The organism is Halorientalis sp. IM1011 (assembly GCF_001989615.1).
Lineage (GTDB): Archaea > Halobacteriota > Halobacteria > Halobacteriales > Haloarculaceae > Halorientalis.
The window spans coordinates 794,127-811,492 of the sequence record NZ_CP019067.1 but is presented as its reverse complement, the minus strand read 5'-3'; the positions used below and the strand labels follow the sequence as shown (position 1 = coordinate 811,492).

Here is a 17,366-nt window from a genome sequence, read left to right as displayed (position 1 = left end):
GAGTCCTATTACGTGAAAAATAGTTATCTACCATCTAGTGAACGATGGAAGAATTTGTGGCTAGATTAGTAACAATGATAAGCGCCGAACGGCGACGTGACGACGGGGAGATCGTTTACCCCAAGTGTGGTTCACTCCACTCTCACTCTCCCTTGTCCCCCAACACCCCCCACATTCCCCCTCTCCCCCCACACCATTTCGGACCGATACCGCGGAGCCACGGCTGAGCGATTCGCAACGCCTTTGCGCCCGGACCGCCCCCCTCCGCACATGAAGCTAGCGGGCATGGCCAGCAACCGCGGCCGCAACTTGCTGAACGTCCACGACCTGGCACCCGGCGGGGCCGAACTCGCCGTCGTTCTCACCAACAGCGAGGACGCGCCGGTCGTCGAGGAGGCCGAGAAACGGGGGATTCCCACTGAAACAGTCGTCCAGCGCGAGGACGAGAGTCGACGGGACCACGAGGAACGCGTCGTCGAGGCCCTCGACGACTACGAGTTCGACCTCGTCTGTCTCGACGGCTACATGCGGGTCCTCTCGGACACTTTCCTCGATCCGATGCCGACCACGCTGAACGTCCACCCCTCCCTGTTGCCCGCCTTCCCGGGCATGGACGCGTGGGGCGACGCGCTGGAGTACGGCGTCGACGTGGTGGGGTGTACCGTCCACGCGGTCACGAACGCCGTCGCCGAGGACGGCTCGCTGATCGACGAGGAAGTCGACGGCGGGCCCGTCGTCACGCAGGAACCGATCCCCGTCTACGACGGCGACGACGAGGAGTCCCTCAAAGAGCGCGTCCTCTACCAGGGCGAGATGAAGGCCTACCCCCGCGCAGTGAAGTGGTTCGCCGAGGACCGCGTCGAGATCGACTGGGATGCCAATCAGGTTCACGTCGAAGGCGACACCGGCGGCGAGTTCCCCGAGCGCCGGGTCACCAGCGAGGACCGCCACGCCGACCTGCGCTACGGCGAGAACCCCCACCAGGACGCGGCGCTGTACGCCGACCGGACCTGCGAGGAGGCGAGCGTCGTCTCGGCCGACCAGTTGAACGAGGGCGCGAAGGGGATGTCCTACAACAACTTCAACGACACCGACGCCGCCCTCAACATCGTCAAGGAGTTCGACGAACCCGCCGCCGCGGTCATCAAACACACCAACCCCGCGGGCTGTGCGACCGCCGACACGCTCGCCGAGGCCTACGCCGACGCGCTGGCCACAGACCCCAAGAGCGCCTTCGGCGGCATCGTCGCCCTCAACCGCGAGTGCGATCAGGAGACGGCCGCACAGATCGTCGACTCGTTCAAGGAGGTCGTCGTCGCGCCCGGCTACACCGACGACGCCCTCGACACCCTCTTCGAGAAGGAGAACCTCCGGGTGCTGGACGTTTCGGACAACTACGACGTGACCGAACCCGTCACCGAGAAGGACCTCGTCGGGGGGACCTTGGTGCAGGAGCGGGACACGCAGGCTCCGACCCGTGACGACTTGGAGGTCGTCACCGACCGGGAGCCCACCGACGAGCAGATCGACGCGATGCTGTTCGCCTGGCAGACGATCAAACACGTCAAATCCAACGCCATCCTGTTCGCCGACGGCACCGAGACGGTCGGGGTCGGAGCCGGACAGGTCTCCCGGGTCGACGCCGTCGAGATCGCGAAGATGAAAGCCGAGAAAGACGCCGAGGGCAAGTCCGCGGCGGGGGCCGTGATGGCGAGCGACGCCTTCTTCCCGTTCCCTGACGGCATCGAGGCCGCCGCAGAGGCGGGCATCGAAGCGGTCATCCAGCCCGGCGGCTCGGTCAACGACGACGACGTGATCGAGGCCGCAAACGTTCACGACATGGCGATGGTGTTCACTGGCTCTCGGGCGTTCCGGCACGACTGAGCGAATTCATTTTTACTCGACACGACAGCGAGTAATTCAAGTCAGTTCCTCGTCTCTGGGGGGATATGAGCCTGCTCAGCGAACTGAAGGGTCCCATCGTGGGGCTGGCGGTCTCGGCGCTCGTGTTCGTCGCGGTCGGACTGTACGGGATATACGACGTGCTAACCGCAATCGCGACGGCCGACTCGGTCGGCGGGTTCGTCGGACTGGTCCTGCTGTACGTCGTCGCGCTGCTGGTCGTCGGCATCGTCGGCGTCGCCTTCCTCGCGTGGGGTGCCGTTCGCGTGGCGAAGTCCGTCGACACGGACAGCAAACTGTTCCAGAACCGGTACGCTCGCGAACTCGGATCGTTGCTGGGGAGCGACGTGGGATCGTCGAATCGGGGCGGAACGCGCAGTGGTGGCGCCCCCGGACAGGTCGGCGGTGGAAGTCCTGGTCAGACGGGTGGACAGAATCCGGGACAGAACACTGGTCAGTCCTCGGGGCAGCATCGAAGTCCCGGGCAGAATCCGGGACAGAACACTGGTCAGTCCTCGGGGCAGCATCGAAGTCCCGGGCAGAATCCGGGACAGAACACCGGCCGGGACGGGGACCCTGACTCGACGGGTAGTCCCGGCCAGCGATAGCAACTCGAAGTGAAACCGACTGCGCGTGTGTTTTCCGGGTCGATCAGGCGTACGCCGACATGTCGGTCATCTCGTAGCCGACGATGAGCTTCATGATCTCCTCGGTGCCGTCGGGGATGGTCATCGTCTGGGCGTCGCGGTAGTACCGCTCCAGCGGGTAGTCGGTCGAGAGCCCGTTCCCGCCGTACAGTTCGACGCCGTGGCGGGCGGTCTCGACGGACTTGTCACAGGCATAGCCCTTCGCCAGCGAGGAGTACAGCCGGGACTCCTCGTCGGCGTTGGCGAGTTTCTCGACGGCCTCGTGGGTGAGCAGCCGCGAGGTCTCGACGTTGGCTTTCATCTCGTAGAGCCGTTCCTGGACCATCTGGTGCTGGGCGATGGGCTTGCCGAAGGTCTCGCGATCGGTCGCGTAGTCCAGCGCGTCCTCGTAGGCAGCCTGCTGGATACCGACGGCCATCGCGGCCATCCCGGTCCGCATGAACGAGAAGATGGCGTTCAGCGGCTTGTGGCTGAGGAACAGGTCGACCATCTCGTTCGGGAACGGCAGGGCCTCCGCGAGGTCGCCGTGTTCGAGGATCAGGTTGCGGATGGCGTTGCTGAGCTTGTTGTCTTCGGGCACGCGCACGTCGTCGAAGAACATCTGGCCGGTCGGCGAGCCCTTCCAGCCGAGTTTGTCGAGTTTGCGCGTGTCGAACGGGGAGTTCTCCTGATCGACGATGAACATGTCCTGGGCGTCGTTCTCCTCGTCCCAGGCGACGATCATCGTCAGGTCACAGATCTGGGCGTTGCTGACCCAGGTCTTCTCGCCGTTGATGACGTACTCGTCGCCGTCCTTGCGGGCGACGGTGTTGGGCCTGCTGGAGTGGCTACCCGACCCGGGTTCGGTGACGCCGAGCGCGCCGATGGCCTCGCCCTTCTCGAGTTTGTCGCCCAGCGCGTTCTGGGTCTCCTCGCTGGCCCAGTTTGCGAACATGGCCGGGAACGACATGTTGAGCATGACGTTCAGGCTCGGCCAGACGCGGGCGATCTCCTCGGAGCCGATGACGTAGTACTTGAGGTCGCCGAAGTAGTCCTGGGCGGTCTCCTGATCGAAACCGATCCCCAGTTTCCGGAGATCCCGCAGGTAGCCGACGGCCTCCTCCTTGGTCATCTCCTGTTTGTCCAGTTCCTGCACGTCCGGTGCGATCTCGCTTTCGAGATAGTCCCGGAGCGAGTCACGGAACATCTCGTGTGTCTTGTCGAATTGCATGTGTCGTCTCCCCCATGGCGGCGCGAGCGCACTGCGCCCGCGGCCAGGTTAGCGGATCTTACGGTGCGATCGCGTAATGTCTACCCCGTCACATACGAGGCTGCTTTATGGCTGGTATCGGTTGGCACAACGGTTTTGGGCTGGAAACCGTAGTCAGCGGTACATGGATCGACCGAACCTCCAGGGACGCGTTCCCGACACGATCACCGCACGGCTCCCGGGTGGGGAGTCGGATGGCGCGGGAACCGAAACGGGTGGACCGACCGACGACGATCGGGACTCAGACAGCGACGGATCCGACTCCCGGCGGTGGACGACACTGCTCACCCTCGCCGGACTGGGGCTGGCGGCGCTCGGTGTCGTCCTCCGCTACGTTCTCGACAGGCGCGGCGACGACGAGGGCGACGCCGAGAACGAGCGCGACCGACCGGACTTCGACCGGGACCGCGACGGCAGCGTCGAGATCGTCGGTGACGCCGGGGCCATCGACGTCGCCGACGACGCACCGACCGACGAGAGCGAGACGACTGCGGAGGAAGGCGACGACGCGACCGACACCGGGAGTGACGAGTCGGCGGCCGTCGCCGAGACCGAGATGGAGGCCGAGGTAGCCGTCGAGACGTTCGAGGCGGATCGGCCTGCCGACGACGACGGCGTCGTGACCGACGATAGCGATGCCGACGCCGAACGTGAGGGACCGCCACGGATCGCGCCGCTGGTCGGCATGGTCGCGCTGGTCGGGATTCGGCTGTTCACCGAGCGAGTGCGAAAACGGGTCGGGGACGCTCCAGCCGGGACCGCGGACGCCGCAGGTCAGTTGTAGGCCGAACGGCCCGTGATCTCCTTGCCGACGATGAGTTTCTGGATCTCGGTCGTCCCGTCGGGGATCGGCATGACGCGGGCGTCGCGGAAGTACCGTTCCAGCCGGTTCTCGGTCTTGAGCCCCTCACCGCCCATCACCTGGATGGCGTTCGAGGTGGCCTCGTGGGCCTTCTCGGCGGTGTAGCCCTTCGCCATCGACGAGAGCAGGCGCGCGTCACTGTCGCCGTTTTCCAGGGACTCGAGCGCCCGCCGGGAGAGCTGGCGGGACGTTTCGAGGTCGACCCGAATGTCGTAGAGCAGTTCCTGGACGAGCTGGTGTTCGGCGATGGGTTTGCCGAAGGTCTCCCGTTCCTCGACGTAGTCGACGACCTCGTCGAAGGCGGCCTGCATGATGCCGACGGACATGAACGACATCCCGGTGCGCATGAAGGAGAAGGTCGCGTTCAGCGCCTTCTGGTCGAAGAAGAGTTCGGCCACCGAGTCCGGGAACGGCACCACGTCCGTGATCTGGTTCCCGTCGCGGATCGCGTTGCCGATGATCGCCGACAGCTTGTTGTCCTCGGGGACGCGGACGCCGTCGAGGTACATCCGGCCGTTGTTGACTGCCTTCCAGCCGATTTTATTGAGGGTCTCGGCCTCGTAATCGGAGTACTCGCGGTCGATCAGGAACATGTCCTGCGTGTCGGCCTCCTCGTCGTGGGCCACGACCAGCGAGACGTCCGCGATGGGTGCGTTGCCGACCCAGGTCTTCCCCCCTTCGAGGACGTACTCGTCGCCCTCCTTCCGGGCGACGGTTCGGGGCTGGGCCGTGTCCGAGCCACCTTCGGGTTCGGTGACCGCGAGCGAGCCGATACACTCGCCGGTCTCCAGTTTCGAGAGCTGGTTGGCCTGTGTCTCCTCGCTGGCGAAGCGGACGAACTGGGCGGGAAAGCCCATCAGCAGTCCGACGTTGAGGCTCGGCCAGTAGTAGCTGATCTCCTCGGAGACGATGGCGAACCGACGCAGGTCACCGAAGAACTCCCCGACGGTGTCGGGGCTGAACCCGATCCCCAGCTCCTCGAGATCTTTCATGTACTTCACCATCTCGTCGCGGGTGAACGGTTCCTTGTCGGCCTCGTCGACGACCGGCTCGACCTCGCGCTGCAGGTACGAACGCAGTTCCTCGCGGAACGCCGCCTGATCTTCGGTCAATTGCATGATTAATTATGTTGAATTGGTGTGTCGGCTCGGGGTCCTGCCCGATCAGTGTACGACAGGACTCGAATTCGGGACGCCGTCGGATCGAATCGGTGTCGATCGCTCCACGTGCCCAGGACGGCGTCCACGTACCGCGGACCTCGTGTCAGTGTGGCGGGAGCGTCAGTTCGGGACGTTGTCGGTGATCTCGCCCATGACGGAGGCGAGCTGGGTGCCCTTCTGGACGGAGCCGTCCAGTTCGTACTGCTGCTGCATGAAGCCCTGCACCGGGTCGATGCCGCCGGTGATGAGGCCCGTCAGCGTGTCGGCGGGGCCCGAGAGCGTCAGGTCGGCGTCCGAGACCGTCCCGGAGCCGCCCGTGATGGTCTCCTCGTCTGCGTCGACGTCCAGGTGACCCTCCATCGGGCAGTCGTCGGCCTCGAAGTTCGCCGTGATGTTCGCGGCGATCTGGTCTTTGATCTCGGGGTTCTCCTCGACGAGCATGTTGACGCCCGTCCAGAGCAGGTCCTGGAACTGGTCACCGGCTTCGGGCTCGTCCTCGTAGAAGCCCGCGATGTCGATGTCGCCCATGCGACCGATGACCTGCGCGAACAGGTCCGGATTCTCGCTGATGAGCTCCTCTTCCTGGCCCTCGATGTCGTCGAGCAGTTCCGGCAGGTCTTCTTTCAGCTGTTCTTCGTCCTTGTCGAGCGTGTCTTCGACGCGTGTGATGAGTTCGTCTGACATGGTTTCGCCCATTCCCCACCGGCACCCTGTGGCCGATGGCTACTACAACGTCCAAGCGCTATCCCCCTGAGGGTATCCCGTCGTATGTGAGGGGGTTTTATATGGCGACGCCAAACCGGTCAGTTTAGTTGTACAACACGAGGGAAATTTACACACTGATGGCTCTGAAACCACCTGGCGTGGGCGAAGAAAATATTCGATTTGGGACAGTTAGAACAGGAACCGCTTGTCCAGGTCGCTGGCCACGTCGGTCATCGTCAGCGCGGCGTCGGAGTACTGGAGGATCTTCTGCATGTCGCCGTCCAGTTCCAGCTTGCCGGACATGATCGCTTCGACGACGTCCAGATCGCCGTTGACCAGGTCGACCCACTGGTCGAAGTCGCCGGTCAGGACGAATCCGTGGTCGCGTTCGTCGAGACTGTCCATCGTGTCCGTGTTGTAACAGCCACCGTCTTTCAGCCCGATCCAGGCGTACACCGTGCCGTCGTCGGTGACGTTCTCCTCGAGTTGGGTGAGCAGATCGTCCATGATGTCGGGCATGACACGGCGCAGTCCCGGCCAGACCTTCTCGGGTGCCTCGGAGACGTTCGTCTCCAGCAGTTCCTGAGCGGCACGCTCGGGGAGGGGCCCGTCGCGGGACTCGATTCCCTCGCGCACGTCCTCGGGTGCGTCTTCGAGGACGGTCTCGAGCGTGTCCTCGGGGAGCTGGGAGATGCCCTGTTCGAGCGCCTGCCAGACCTCCTCGGGGAGGTCGTTCACCGCCCGCTCTTCGACCGGGAGGTTCTGCATCTCGAAGACGAAGTCGCCGTTCCAGCCGACGCCCCAGCCGTCACCGGTCTCCTCGAGTTCCTCGCTGTCGTCGAGCGCGTGCTGGTACCTGGTAAGCCATGCCGTGGTCGGGAAGTAATCGTCGAGTTCGAACTGTCGTTCCTGTGTACTCATGGGTATCACCCCGTTGCGCGGTCACGCGTCCCCCAACTGAGCGCCCGCCAACGGATCCACACATACGAACACCGGAAACACTGAAAATAGTTCTCCCGGCAATCTGAGGTTGTTTAAATACCGTTCGACGGGGAACGTTAGGGTAATTAAGTAGTCACTGTTCGGTAGTGTGAGCACCCGAAAAAGCGACGAAACGGCGTCTCGACTCTCTAGAGGATGTCCATGTCGCCGCCGAACAGGTCGCTCTGCGTCTCGGTCTCGATGGTGCAGTCGGATTTCGGGTAGCTGATACAGAGGAGCGCGAACCCGTCGTCTTCCTGCATCGGGTCCAGCGCCGCGCCCTCGCTCTGGTCGATCTCACCCGCTTCGACCGTCCCGACACAGGAGGTACACTGTCCCTTCCGGCAGGAGTAGGGCAGGTCCAGCCCCGCGTCCTCGGCCGCGTCGAGGATGTACTCGTCCTCGTCGACGGCCAGACTGATCTCCTCGCCCTCGTGGACGAGGTCGACCTCGTAGGTGCCGCCGTCGGTCGCGGGTTCGTTGGCCGCGTCGTCGGCCGTGTCTGCCCGCCCGCTCATAGTTCCTGGCGGAGTTTGAACATCTCGAGCGCTTCCAGCCGCGGGTCGTCGTTCGTGTCGACGTTGTCGCTGGCGGCCGCGCCGGCGACGCCCTCGTTGTTAGCTCGACCCGTACCGGAGTCGAGGATGTAGGCGACTTCCTCGGAGACCTTCTCGGGCGACATGCCGAGGTCGTCGGCCGCTTCCTCGATCGCCTGTTCGATCTCGTCGTCCGATGCCGTGAAGTCCGCGCCTTCGATCTCCGTGAGTTTCGTCATGGTCAGTCACCTGCCATCTTCTGCGAGTAGATGTGGTCGTACTTCTCGATGACCGCCTCGTAGTCGCTGCCCTGGGCGTTCTCCATCGCGTCCGCGGAGGCCTGCATGAACTCCTGGGCGCTCCCGGCGTCCAGGTCGAGGGTGTCGAACATCATGTCCCCGGCCAGTCGCGCACCGCGGTTGACGAGTTCGGAGAAGTCCACGTCGAGCGGGTCGCCGACGGATTCGGTGATGAAGTAGGCCGTGTCGGTGATGTAGCCGATGTCCTCGATGGCCTGCTCCCAGATGGCGTTCTCGACGCCCTGGTACTCCGGAATCCCTTCGCGTTCCTTCTCGATGAGTTCGTTCAGCACTTCGAGGCCGAACGTAATGTGTCGACCCTCGTCGGTGCTGATGAACTGGAAGCCCTTGTTGAGCAGCTTGAGGGGCGCTTCCTGCATCATCCGGTTCTTGGCGAAGTAGCCACCCCGGGCGAGGATCCCCTCGACGCCGATGTGGTAGTTGGTCGCCGCGCGGGCGATGTCGACGGGTGCACCGCCGTCAGCAGCCTGGGCCTGCAGTGTGCCCTGGCGCTCGAACATCTCGCCCGCCCCGCAGGCCTCGGTCCGGGGGATCTGGATGCCCCCGCGACGCGTGTCGAGTTCGTACTGCGGGAACTTATCGACCATCACGTTCGTCAGGTACAGGTCGAAAAACTGCGTGTGCTTTGCCTCCTCCAGCGCGAGTGCGGAGGCGAACATCTCCTTCTCGATCGACCGGTCGAACCACGGCGAGGACACCGTCTTCATGATGCGACGGGCGTCCTGTGCGACCGCGTGTTCGCCGTCGATGAAGTACGAAATGAGCCGCGACCACTGCTCTTTCTCGTTCTCGTCGAGCCCCTCCCAGACCTCGCGATCCTCCTCGAACCCGACCTTCCGGACCAGTTTCTCCGCGTCCCACGTCCCCAGTTCGACCGACTTCTGGTACAACTCGTAGTACGTGTTGTCGGTGTCGATCCGCCCCGCTTCGATGGTATCTGTGCTGGCGTCCATACCCATGCCACTGTACAACAGACAACTGGATACATATACCCCCGATAATGTGGGGAACTTTTTAAGCAGGGCCGGACGCCGCAGGTAGTCAACGAGACATCGATATGTGTGGCTGACAGATAATACCACGGCTTCCGGGGACGCACAACCGCCCGGGTCTGTCATCATCGAACAGGGAGTTCAGCGGTTGTGGCGACAGTTACTGGGCCCCTCACCTCACATCACTGCCGAACCCCTTTTGTTCCCTTGGCTAGAACTGGAGGACATGCGGGAGTTCAACATCGTCCTCCGGACGGAGGACGGCACGTACAATCCGCTCGACGAGGCCATCGTCGAGCACCCCGAGTTGTCCCGCGAGGCCGCACTCCACTTCGATCTGATGTCCGACGGGACGAGCGTCCTGCTCTATCACCTCATCGGCGACGCCGACGAACTGGAGACGATTCTCGACGAGGAGGAGAGCGCACTCTCCTACGACGTCTTCGACGTCGACGACGACGGCGTGCGCGCACACGTTCGCTTCGCGGCGAACACGGTGCTCTCGGCGATGATCCAGCTCATGGACGAGTACGACCTCATCATCGACCCGCCGATCGACATCGACGAAGATGGCGGCCTGCACATGTCCGTCGCGGGCGATTTCAAGAAGATCCGCGAGGCCGCCCGGATGCGCCCCGGCGACCTGGACATCGAACTGCAGGAGGACGATTCGGGCCCCGTCGACCGCGTCGACGTGACGACACTGCTGACAGACCGCCAGCTCGAAGTGCTGGAGGTCGCGCTGGCGAAGGGGTACTACGAGATTCCCCGACAGGCGACCAACGAGGACATCGCGGGGGAACTGGACTGCTCGACCAGCACCGTCGGTGAACACCTGCGGAAGATCGAGTCGCGGATCATCTCACAGGTCGGCCCGGACTGACCCAATCGGGGGAGTCCGACACGCTAAAGCGCGCCGCTGTGCTCGGTCGCCGTATGGAGTTCCACGACGCGGCGAACTTCCTCTTCGATCTGCGCCGGTACCCGCCGCGGGCGGGCACGACGCCGACGCGGGACTTTCTCGCACATCTCGACGACCCACAGGAGTCCGTTCGAGCGATCCAGATCGCCGGCTCGAACGGGAAGGGCAGCACGGCCCGGATGACCGAACGCGTCCTCCGCGAATCCGGTCTCGACGTCGGTCTCTACACCTCTCCACACCTCGACGACGTGCGCGAGCGCGTCCGGATCAACGGCCACAAACTCACCGAGTCGGCCACGATCGAGTTCGTCGAGGAGGCGGGCCCCTACGTCACCGACCGCGCGGCCGACGGCGAGGCTCCCACCTTCTTCGAGACGCTCACCGTGCTGGCACTCTGGGCCTTCCGTCGTGCCGACGTCGACGTCGCAATTCTGGAGGTCGGCATCGGTGGCCGCCACGACGCCACCAGCGTCGTCGACCCCGTCGCCAGCGCCGTCACGACCGTCACGCTCGAACACACCGACCTGCTGGGCGACACCGTCGCCGAGATCGCCCGCGACAAGGCCCACGTCGCCCCAGCCGACGCGCCCCTCGTGACGGGCGCGACCGGCGACGCCCGCGAGGCCGCCCGTGCGGTCGCCGGCGACCTCTACACCGTCGGCGACGACGGCGCAGCGGACTGTACCGTCACCTACGGCGGCCGCGACGGCCTGGAAGCCGCCGTTTCCCTCGACGGCGACGGCTGGGCCGTCGACACGAAACTCCCGCTGCTCGGTGACCACCAGGCCCGCAACGCCGGCGTCGCGGCGGCGCTCTCCCGACAGGTCGCGGACGTGGACGGCGACGACCTCGCCCGGGGCCTGCGCAACGCCCACTGGCCCGGTCGATTCGAGGTGATGGGTCGGGATCCGCTGGTCGTCCTCGACGGCGCGCACAACCCCGGCGGCTGTGCCGCCCTGGCCGACACGCTCGACTCTTTCGACTACGACGACCTCCACGTCGTGATCGGGGCGATGAGCGACAAGGACCACCGCGGGATCGCCGCGGCGCTGCCCGACCCCGAACGAGTCGTCGCCTGCGAACCGGATCTGGACCGGGCCGAGGCCGACGACGTGCTCGCACGCGCGTTCGAGGCCGAGACCGACGCCACGGTCGAGACCCGCAGCGACCTGGCCGGCGCGTTCGAGATGGCCCGTGAGGCCGCCGGAACCGACGACTGCGTGCTGGTGACTGGCTCGCTGTACTGCGTCTCGGAGGCCCGGGAAGACTGGACCCGACCGATGGTCCCGACACACGTCGACTCGGTGGCCGAATCCCGCGAGACGCTCGAACGCGCCCACGTCACCGATGCTGGCGTCTGGCGGATGGGCGGGAAGGGCGTCCACCGCGTCCTGCGGACCCGCGTCCAGCCCCGACAGGCCCAGTACCTCAAGGAGGAACTGCTCTCGCTGGGCGGGGAGTGTGCCGTCTCCGGGCTGGTCGATCAGGACCGCGAGAACGTCGACGCCGTGCTCATGGGGACGCTCGCGCAGTTCAAGCGACTCTGCGGGAAACTGGACGGCCAGCCCTACGGCCTCTCGCCGCTCGCCGACGACCTCCGTGCCACTCTGGAGATCGAAGGCCACGGCCCCGACGAGCGGGGGTATCCGTGGGAGGACGGGACGGCCGTCATGGGAATCCTGAACGTCACACCGGACAGCTTCCACGACGGCGGGGAGTTCGAGGCCGTCGAGGCCGCCGTCGACCGCGCCGAGGCGATGGTCGATCACGGCGTCGATATCATCGACGTGGGCGGGGAATCGACCCGTCCCGGTGCGGAGCCGGTACCCGTCGAGAACGAGATCGACCGCGTCGTCCCGGTGATCGAACGGATCAGCGACCTCGACGTGTCCATCGCGGTCGACACGCGCAAGGCCGCCGTCGCCCGTGCGGCCCTCGACGCCGGCGCGGACATTCTCAACGACGTGTCGGGCCTCGAAGATCCCGAGATGCGGCTTGTCGCGGCCGACCACGACGTACCCGTCGTCGTGATGCACAGCGAGGAGACGCCGGTCGATCCAGACACCGAACGCGAGTACGACGACGTGGTCACGGATGTCCTCGACGAACTGACCGAACGCGTCCTGCTGGCCGAGAAAGCGGGACTCGACCGCGAACAGATCATCGTCGACCCCGGACTCGGGTTCGCCAAGTCTCCCGCCGAGGACTTCGAACTCCTCGGTCGGATCGACGAGTTCCGGGCGCTCGGCTGCCCGGTACTGGTCGGCCACTCCCACAAGTCGATGTTCGGGCGGATCGACCGCGACCCCGACGAGCGACTGGCCGCGACCGTCGCGGGGACGACCATCGCCGCCGAGCGCGGGGCCGACATCGTCCGCGTCCACGACGTGAAAGAGAACGTCGCCGCGGTCCGGGCGGTCGAGGCCGCGGACGATCCGGCCGACGCCGAGTGAGCCGCGTCGGGCTCACGAAGGGGGTGACTACTCGGTGTGCATATCGAACGCCGACGGCAGGTCGTGGGGCATGTGCCCGCCGTCCTCGGCGGCGCGTTCGCCGTAGCGCCGGAGGTCCGGTCGGAAATCGGGATGGGCACACTCGCCGACGAGTTCCTCGAACCGTTCGTCGGGGGTCAGCCCCCGCAGGTCGGCGACGCCGTGTTCGGTCACGACCACCTCTACGTCGTGATCGGGGTGGTCGACGTGGGAGGCCATCGGGACTATCCGCGAGATCTCGCCGTCCTGTGCCGTCGAAGGTAACACCATCATCGAGAGCAGGCTGTTGCGGGCGAAGTCGCCGGAGCCGCCGATCCCCTGGAGGAGTTGCGACCCGCGCACGTGCGAGGAGTTGGTGTGGCCGTACACGTCGACCTCGACGGCGGTGTTGATCGCGACGACGCCGAACGCCCGGATCAGGCCGGGGTCGTTCGAGACGCTCATCGACCGCGTGAGGACGGTGTCCGCCACGAGTTCCGGGCGGTCGAGCAACTTATCGATGCCGTTCTCGCCCAGGACGAGCGCGGTCGCGCTCGCGGCCGAGAGCGTCCCCGACTCCAGCAGGTCGAGCAGACCGTCCTGTGCGACTTCGCCGAAGTAGACTGCCTCGCGGTCGCTCAGGTCGAGGTCGCCGATCCGTTCGGCGATCTCGTTACCCAGTGACCCGATTCCGACCTCGAAGGCGAATCGCTCGCGAAAGGCCGGGTTCTCGGCCAGTTCGTCGGCCAGAAACTCGACCACGTTGTCCGCGATGGTCCGCTCCACGTCGGAGGGGTCACGGAACGGGTACGCGATCGGATCGTTCTCGGTGCGGACGACGGCCGCCAGTTTGTCGGGGTCGAACCGGACGAACTGGTCGCCGAGGCGCTCGTCCGGCGCCGACAGCGCGATGGGGTCGCGGGGCGGCGTCGACGGTGTCCAGGTGTCGTGCATCTGCTGGAGTTCGAGCGGCAGGGCCTCGTTGACCTCGACGATCACCTCGTCGGCCGCAGCGACGAACCCCGGGACGCCGCCCACTGCGGTCGTCGGGATCAGCCAGTCCTCGCCGACTGCGAGGGCTTCTACGAGGGCCACGTCGGGGTCGCCGAAGTAGCCCTGTGCGACCGACTGCTCGACGACCGAGAGGTGGTCGTCGACGAAGCCGACCCGTCCGTCATTGATGGCGCGCTTGAGGTTCGGCCACGCCGAGAAGGGATAGCGGAGGTCGAGCGCGTCGGCGTTGGGGAGTTCGGTGTCGGCGACGAAGCCCGCGTCGGCGCTCGCGGGGACCGAGAGCGACAGGTCCCGGTCCGAGGCGGCGAGTTCGTGGGCGATATCTTTCGGGCCGGCGCTGAGGCCGCTCGTCGGGACGATGCCGTCGTCGGGGATCAGGTCGGCGGCCGCGGCGGCGTCGGTCGTCGTGACACCGTCGGCGACGCGCTGGGTCGGCTCCTGCATACCGGCCCTTCCAGCGGCGAACGGAAAACCGGGACGGCACAGAAGTGAGCCTGCTCAAAAGAGACCGCGTTCCTCGCGCAGGTCGCGGTAGCAGTCGAGGTACCGGTCGAGGACGTTCTCGTGATCGTACCGGTCCAGATCCGGGTCCCGGTCGAGTCGCTCCATGCCGGCGGCCTCCTCGATGGCAGCGGTGAGTTCCTCGTCGTCGGTGACCCGGAAGCTCCGGGGGTAGGTCTCGATGAGTTCGTGGGCGCTCGACTCGGCCTGGTACTCGACGATGCCGATACAGCCACAGGCCAGCGCCCACAGGAGTTCGGTGGCGAAGTTCTCGCGGAAAGCGGTGTGGACGAAGGTGTGTGCGCCCCGGTAGATCGAGAGCCGTTCCTCACGATCCAGGTCGCCGGCGAACGTGATCCGGTCGTCGATGCGCAGATCCGCGGCCTGCTGTTCGATCTCCTCGCGGCGAGGGCCGTCACCGATGATCGTCGCCGACCAGTCGCGCTGGCGCAGTTCGGCGAGGGCGAGCAACAGCGTCTGGACGTTCGCGTCGGCGTCGAGTTCTCTCGCGTAGACGATGTCGGCGTCCTCGTCGGGGTCGACCTCGTCGATCAGCGACGTGTCGATGCTCTCGGGGACGACCCGGGTGTTGTCGCCGGTCGCGCCGTGTTCGCGGACGGTCGTCCGGACGAGTTCCGAGGGGGCGATCACGGTGTCGGGCAACTTCGCGGCGTACCTCGTCGCCCGCGAGTCGGGGAGGTCCTCGTCGCCGAACCATTCGACGACCAGCGGCGCGCGGGCCGGAATCGCCGCGAGTTTCGCGGCGGTGACGACCCACGGCGGTTCCGGCGTCGCGTGGATCACGTCCGGTCGGTCCAGCGCCACCGTCCAGGGGATCCGGGCGAGGAAGGCGGCCTTCGAGTCGGAGACGGTGATTCCGCGGTAGGTGATGCCCTCGTGGTCGATGGTCTCGGGGTAATCCGGCCACCACTGGGCGCAGTAGACGGTCACGTCGTGGCCGCGAGCGTCGAGGTTCGTCGCGATCCGGTGGAGGCGCTCCCGCCCCTCGGTGGATTCGTGGAACACCGTCCGCTCCGACACGAAGGCGACCCGCATACCCGGGGGGACACGGCGGCCGCTCAAAAATCCCTGTCCTTTGTCCGGGACTGTAGCTCCCGCTTCGCTCGCGTTCACCCTATGGCGCGGCGCTTCCCGGCTCGACCGGACCCTCCGATCGGTGATCGGACACCACACCCACTGGCACCACTCGCGCCGGCACCACTAAACCGCGGCCGCCCGTGGCTCCGACATGCACGACCTGGAGCGGTATCTCAACGTCCGCAGCGCCTACGGCGCGTCGGTCGGCCCCGAGGGCACGGTCGCCTTCCTGATGGACACGACGGGGACACCACAGATCTGGACGCTCGACGAACCCGGCGGCTGGCCCGAGCAACGCACCTTCTACGACGAACGCGTCACCTTCTGTTCGTTCTCGCCCGAGCGCCGCGAACTCGCCTTCGGTATGGACGAGGGCGGCGACGAGTTCACCCAGCTGTTTCGACTGGACCTCGACTCCGGCGAGGTCACGCCGCTGACCGCGACCCCCGACGCCATCCACTACTGGGGTGGGTGGTCCCACGACGGCGACCGCCTCGCCTTCGCCGCCAACCGCCGCGACGAGTCCGTCTTCGACGTGTACGTCCAGGGCCGCGACGAACACGGCGACGAGGCAGAACTGGTCCACGAGGGCGACGGCTGGCTCGCGCTGGCTGGCTGGAGTCCCGACGACGACCGCCTGCTCGTCACCGAACACGCCTCCTCGTTCGACAAGGACCTCTACGTCCTCGATCTGGACTCTGGCGACATCGAACACGTGACTCCCCACGAGGGCGAGGTCAGGTACGACAGCCCCTCGTGGGGCCCCGACGGCGAGGCGATTTACTGCTGTACCGACTGGGACAGCGATACTCTCAGACTCGAACGCCTCGACCTCGACACCGGCGAGTTCGAGGTCGTCGAGGACGGTGGCGAGTGGAACGTCGACGGCATCGCACTCGACGACGAGACCGGGAATCTGGCCTACTCCCGGAACGTCGACGGCTACACCGAGATCACCGTGGGCGAGTTGACGGGCGCGACCACCTACGAGACCCGGCCTGGGCCGGACCTGCCCGACGGAACAGCGGGCGGTGTCAGTTTCAGCCCCGATGCGGACCGGTTCGCGCTCTCTGCGTCCAGCCGTACGGACAACACGAACGTCCACGTCGTCGAGTTCGAGAACGGCGACACCGAGCGCTGGACCCGCGCCTCGACGGCCGGCATCCCACGGTCGTCGTTCCGCGAGCCCGAACTCGTCCACTACGAGACCTTCGACGACCGGGAGATTCCCGCCTACTTCACGCTGCCCGATCAGGAGAACCGGCCCTCGGACGGCGTCCCCGTCGTCGTCGACATCCACGGCGGCCCCGAGAGCCAGCGCCGCCCCTCGTTCTCGGGACTGACCCAGTACTTCCTCTCGCGGGGCTACGCGGTCTTCGAGCCCAACGTGCGCGGATCGACGGGCTACGGCACGGCCTACACGCACCTCGACGACGTGGAGAAACGGATGGACTCGGTGAAAGATATCCGGGCGGCGGTCGACTGGCTCGCCGAGCACCCCGCGGTCGACCCGGACCGGATCGTCGCCAAGGGTGGCTCCTACGGCGGGTTCATGGTGCTGGCGGCGATGACCGAGTACCCCGACCTCTGGGCCGCGGGTGTCGACTCCGTCGGCATCGCCAACTTCGTCACCTTCCTCGAGAACACCGGGGCCTGGCGGCGGGAACACCGCGAGGCCGAGTACGGATCGCTCGAAGACGACCGGGAGTTCCTCGAATCGATCAGTCCGATCCACGACGCCGACCGCATCGACGCCCCGCTGTTCGTCCTCCACGGCGCGAACGACCCGAGGGTGCCCGTCGGCGAGGCCGAGCAGATCGCCGCGGAAGTCGAGACACAGGGCGTCCCCGTCGAGAAACTGATCTTCGAGGACGAGGGTCACGGTATCTCGAAACTGGACAATCGGATCGAGGCCTACACCGCGGTCGTCGATTTCCTCGATCGGCACGTCTGACGCTTCCGGGTGGGTCTGACCTGTCACTGTCGAAGGGGAAAACTTGTTGGCG

The 17,366-nt window shown here is 65.9% G+C and carries 15 protein-coding genes; 6 read left to right on the top strand and 9 right to left on the bottom strand.

The window, feature by feature from the left end:
- Nucleotides 1-270 precede the first annotated feature (270 nt).
- Nucleotides 271-1,884 (top strand): bifunctional phosphoribosylaminoimidazolecarboxamide formyltransferase/IMP cyclohydrolase, encoded by a 1,614-nt coding sequence (gene purH, locus BV210_RS04100; protein ID WP_077205412.1) that lies wholly within the window; start codon nt 271-273, stop codon nt 1,882-1,884.
- Nucleotides 1,885-1,949: 65 nt separating this feature from the next.
- On the top strand, nt 1,950-2,510 hold the full coding sequence (locus BV210_RS04095) for a hypothetical protein (RefSeq protein WP_077205411.1): 561 nt from the start codon (nt 1,950-1,952) through the stop codon (nt 2,508-2,510).
- Nucleotides 2,511-2,553: 43 nt separating this feature from the next.
- On the opposite strand, the gene BV210_RS04090 is transcribed toward BV210_RS04095, so the two are convergent.
- The gene (locus BV210_RS04090) at nt 2,554-3,759 is read right to left on the bottom strand and encodes an acyl-CoA dehydrogenase family protein (protein WP_077205410.1); all 1,206 of its coding nucleotides are present in this window, start codon (nt 3,757-3,759) and stop codon (nt 2,554-2,556) included.
- A 163-nt stretch (nt 3,760-3,922) separates the two neighbouring features.
- Between BV210_RS04090 and BV210_RS04085 the strand changes: the two genes are divergently transcribed.
- Nucleotides 3,923-4,582 carry a hypothetical protein gene (locus BV210_RS04085; protein WP_077205409.1) on the top strand — a complete coding sequence of 220 codons (660 nt, stop codon included), beginning with the start codon at nt 3,923-3,925 and terminating at the stop codon, nt 4,580-4,582.
- On the opposite strand, the gene BV210_RS04080 is transcribed toward BV210_RS04085, so the two are convergent.
- The 6 genes from BV210_RS04080 to BV210_RS04055 all read right to left on the bottom strand — a co-directional run bounded on the left by BV210_RS04080 (nt 4,573) and on the right by BV210_RS04055 (nt 9,315).
- Nucleotides 4,573-5,778, bottom strand: a complete 1,206-nt coding sequence (locus BV210_RS04080) for an acyl-CoA dehydrogenase family protein (protein WP_077205408.1) — start codon at nt 5,776-5,778, stop codon at nt 4,573-4,575. The two genes, BV210_RS04085 and BV210_RS04080, sit on opposite strands and share 10 nt — an antisense overlap.
- Before the next feature lie 162 nt (nt 5,779-5,940).
- Complete coding sequence (locus tag BV210_RS04075; RefSeq protein WP_077207963.1) at nt 5,941-6,504, bottom strand: SCP2 sterol-binding domain-containing protein; 564 nt, start codon at nt 6,502-6,504, stop codon at nt 5,941-5,943.
- Between the two features lie 210 nt (nt 6,505-6,714).
- Nucleotides 6,715-7,446 carry an SCP2 sterol-binding domain-containing protein gene (locus tag BV210_RS04070; RefSeq protein WP_077205407.1) on the bottom strand — a complete coding sequence of 244 codons (732 nt, stop codon included), beginning with the start codon at nt 7,444-7,446 and terminating at the stop codon, nt 6,715-6,717.
- A 209-nt stretch (nt 7,447-7,655) separates the two neighbouring features.
- A complete protein-coding gene (locus BV210_RS04065; protein WP_077205406.1) occupies nt 7,656-8,024 on the bottom strand; it encodes a 2Fe-2S iron-sulfur cluster-binding protein in 369 nt (122 codons plus the stop codon).
- A complete protein-coding gene (locus tag BV210_RS04060; RefSeq protein ID WP_077205405.1) occupies nt 8,021-8,281 on the bottom strand; it encodes a hypothetical protein in 261 nt (86 codons plus the stop codon). The genes BV210_RS04065 and BV210_RS04060 overlap by 4 nt, the downstream gene beginning before the upstream one ends.
- A 2-nt stretch (nt 8,282-8,283) precedes the next feature.
- The gene (locus BV210_RS04055; RefSeq protein WP_077205404.1) at nt 8,284-9,315 is read right to left on the bottom strand and encodes a ribonucleotide-diphosphate reductase subunit beta; all 1,032 of its coding nucleotides are present in this window, start codon (nt 9,313-9,315) and stop codon (nt 8,284-8,286) included.
- A gap of 265 nt (nt 9,316-9,580) precedes the next feature.
- Here BV210_RS04055 and BV210_RS04050 point away from each other — a divergent pair, with 265 nt between their 5' ends.
- Nucleotides 9,581-10,237, top strand: coding sequence for a helix-turn-helix domain-containing protein (locus BV210_RS04050; RefSeq protein WP_077205403.1), 657 nt, complete (start codon nt 9,581-9,583; stop codon nt 10,235-10,237).
- 53 nt (nt 10,238-10,290) lie between these two features.
- Complete coding sequence (folP, locus tag BV210_RS04045; RefSeq protein WP_077205402.1) at nt 10,291-12,729, top strand: dihydropteroate synthase; 2,439 nt, start codon at nt 10,291-10,293, stop codon at nt 12,727-12,729.
- 27 nt (nt 12,730-12,756) lie between these two features.
- Here folP and BV210_RS04040 read toward each other — a convergent pair whose 3' ends face one another.
- Both BV210_RS04040 and BV210_RS04035 read right to left on the bottom strand, forming a co-directional pair.
- Nucleotides 12,757-14,205: an acetyl-CoA hydrolase/transferase C-terminal domain-containing protein gene (locus BV210_RS04040; protein WP_077205401.1), complete on the bottom strand. Its 1,449-nt coding sequence runs from the start codon at nt 14,203-14,205 to the stop codon at nt 12,757-12,759.
- A gap of 54 nt (nt 14,206-14,259) precedes the next feature.
- Complete coding sequence (locus BV210_RS04035; RefSeq protein ID WP_077205400.1) at nt 14,260-15,318, bottom strand: glycosyltransferase family 4 protein; 1,059 nt, start codon at nt 15,316-15,318, stop codon at nt 14,260-14,262.
- A 193-nt stretch (nt 15,319-15,511) separates the two neighbouring features.
- Here BV210_RS04035 and BV210_RS04030 point away from each other — a divergent pair, with 193 nt between their 5' ends.
- Nucleotides 15,512-17,314 (top strand): S9 family peptidase, encoded by a 1,803-nt coding sequence (locus BV210_RS04030; RefSeq protein ID WP_077205399.1) that lies wholly within the window; start codon nt 15,512-15,514, stop codon nt 17,312-17,314.
- Nucleotides 17,315-17,366 lie beyond the last annotated feature (52 nt).

Excerpts from the sequence above, each read along its gene's own strand:
- purH (WP_077205412.1), top strand. The coding sequence starts at position 271 with ATGAAGCTAGCGGGCATGGCCAGCAACCGCGGCCGCAACTTGCTGAAC.
- BV210_RS04095 (WP_077205411.1), top strand. The coding sequence starts at position 1,950 with ATGAGCCTGCTCAGCGAACTGAAGGGTCCCATCGTGGGGCTGGCGGTC.
- BV210_RS04090 (WP_077205410.1), bottom strand. The coding sequence starts at position 3,759 with ATGCAATTCGACAAGACACACGAGATGTTCCGTGACTCGCTCCGGGAC.
- BV210_RS04085 (WP_077205409.1), top strand. The coding sequence starts at position 3,923 with ATGGATCGACCGAACCTCCAGGGACGCGTTCCCGACACGATCACCGCA.
- BV210_RS04080 (WP_077205408.1), bottom strand. The coding sequence starts at position 5,778 with ATGCAATTGACCGAAGATCAGGCGGCGTTCCGCGAGGAACTGCGTTCG.
- BV210_RS04075 (WP_077207963.1), bottom strand. The coding sequence starts at position 6,504 with ATGTCAGACGAACTCATCACACGCGTCGAAGACACGCTCGACAAGGAC.
- BV210_RS04070 (WP_077205407.1), bottom strand. The coding sequence starts at position 7,446 with ATGAGTACACAGGAACGACAGTTCGAACTCGACGATTACTTCCCGACC.
- BV210_RS04065 (WP_077205406.1), bottom strand. The coding sequence starts at position 8,024 with ATGAGCGGGCGGGCAGACACGGCCGACGACGCGGCCAACGAACCCGCG.
- BV210_RS04060 (WP_077205405.1), bottom strand. The coding sequence starts at position 8,281 with ATGACGAAACTCACGGAGATCGAAGGCGCGGACTTCACGGCATCGGAC.
- BV210_RS04055 (WP_077205404.1), bottom strand. The coding sequence starts at position 9,315 with ATGGACGCCAGCACAGATACCATCGAAGCGGGGCGGATCGACACCGAC.
- BV210_RS04050 (WP_077205403.1), top strand. The coding sequence starts at position 9,581 with ATGCGGGAGTTCAACATCGTCCTCCGGACGGAGGACGGCACGTACAAT.
- folP (WP_077205402.1), top strand. The coding sequence starts at position 10,291 with ATGGAGTTCCACGACGCGGCGAACTTCCTCTTCGATCTGCGCCGGTAC.
- BV210_RS04040 (WP_077205401.1), bottom strand. The coding sequence starts at position 14,205 with ATGCAGGAGCCGACCCAGCGCGTCGCCGACGGTGTCACGACGACCGAC.
- BV210_RS04035 (WP_077205400.1), bottom strand. The coding sequence starts at position 15,318 with ATGCGGGTCGCCTTCGTGTCGGAGCGGACGGTGTTCCACGAATCCACC.
- BV210_RS04030 (WP_077205399.1), top strand. The coding sequence starts at position 15,512 with ATGCACGACCTGGAGCGGTATCTCAACGTCCGCAGCGCCTACGGCGCG.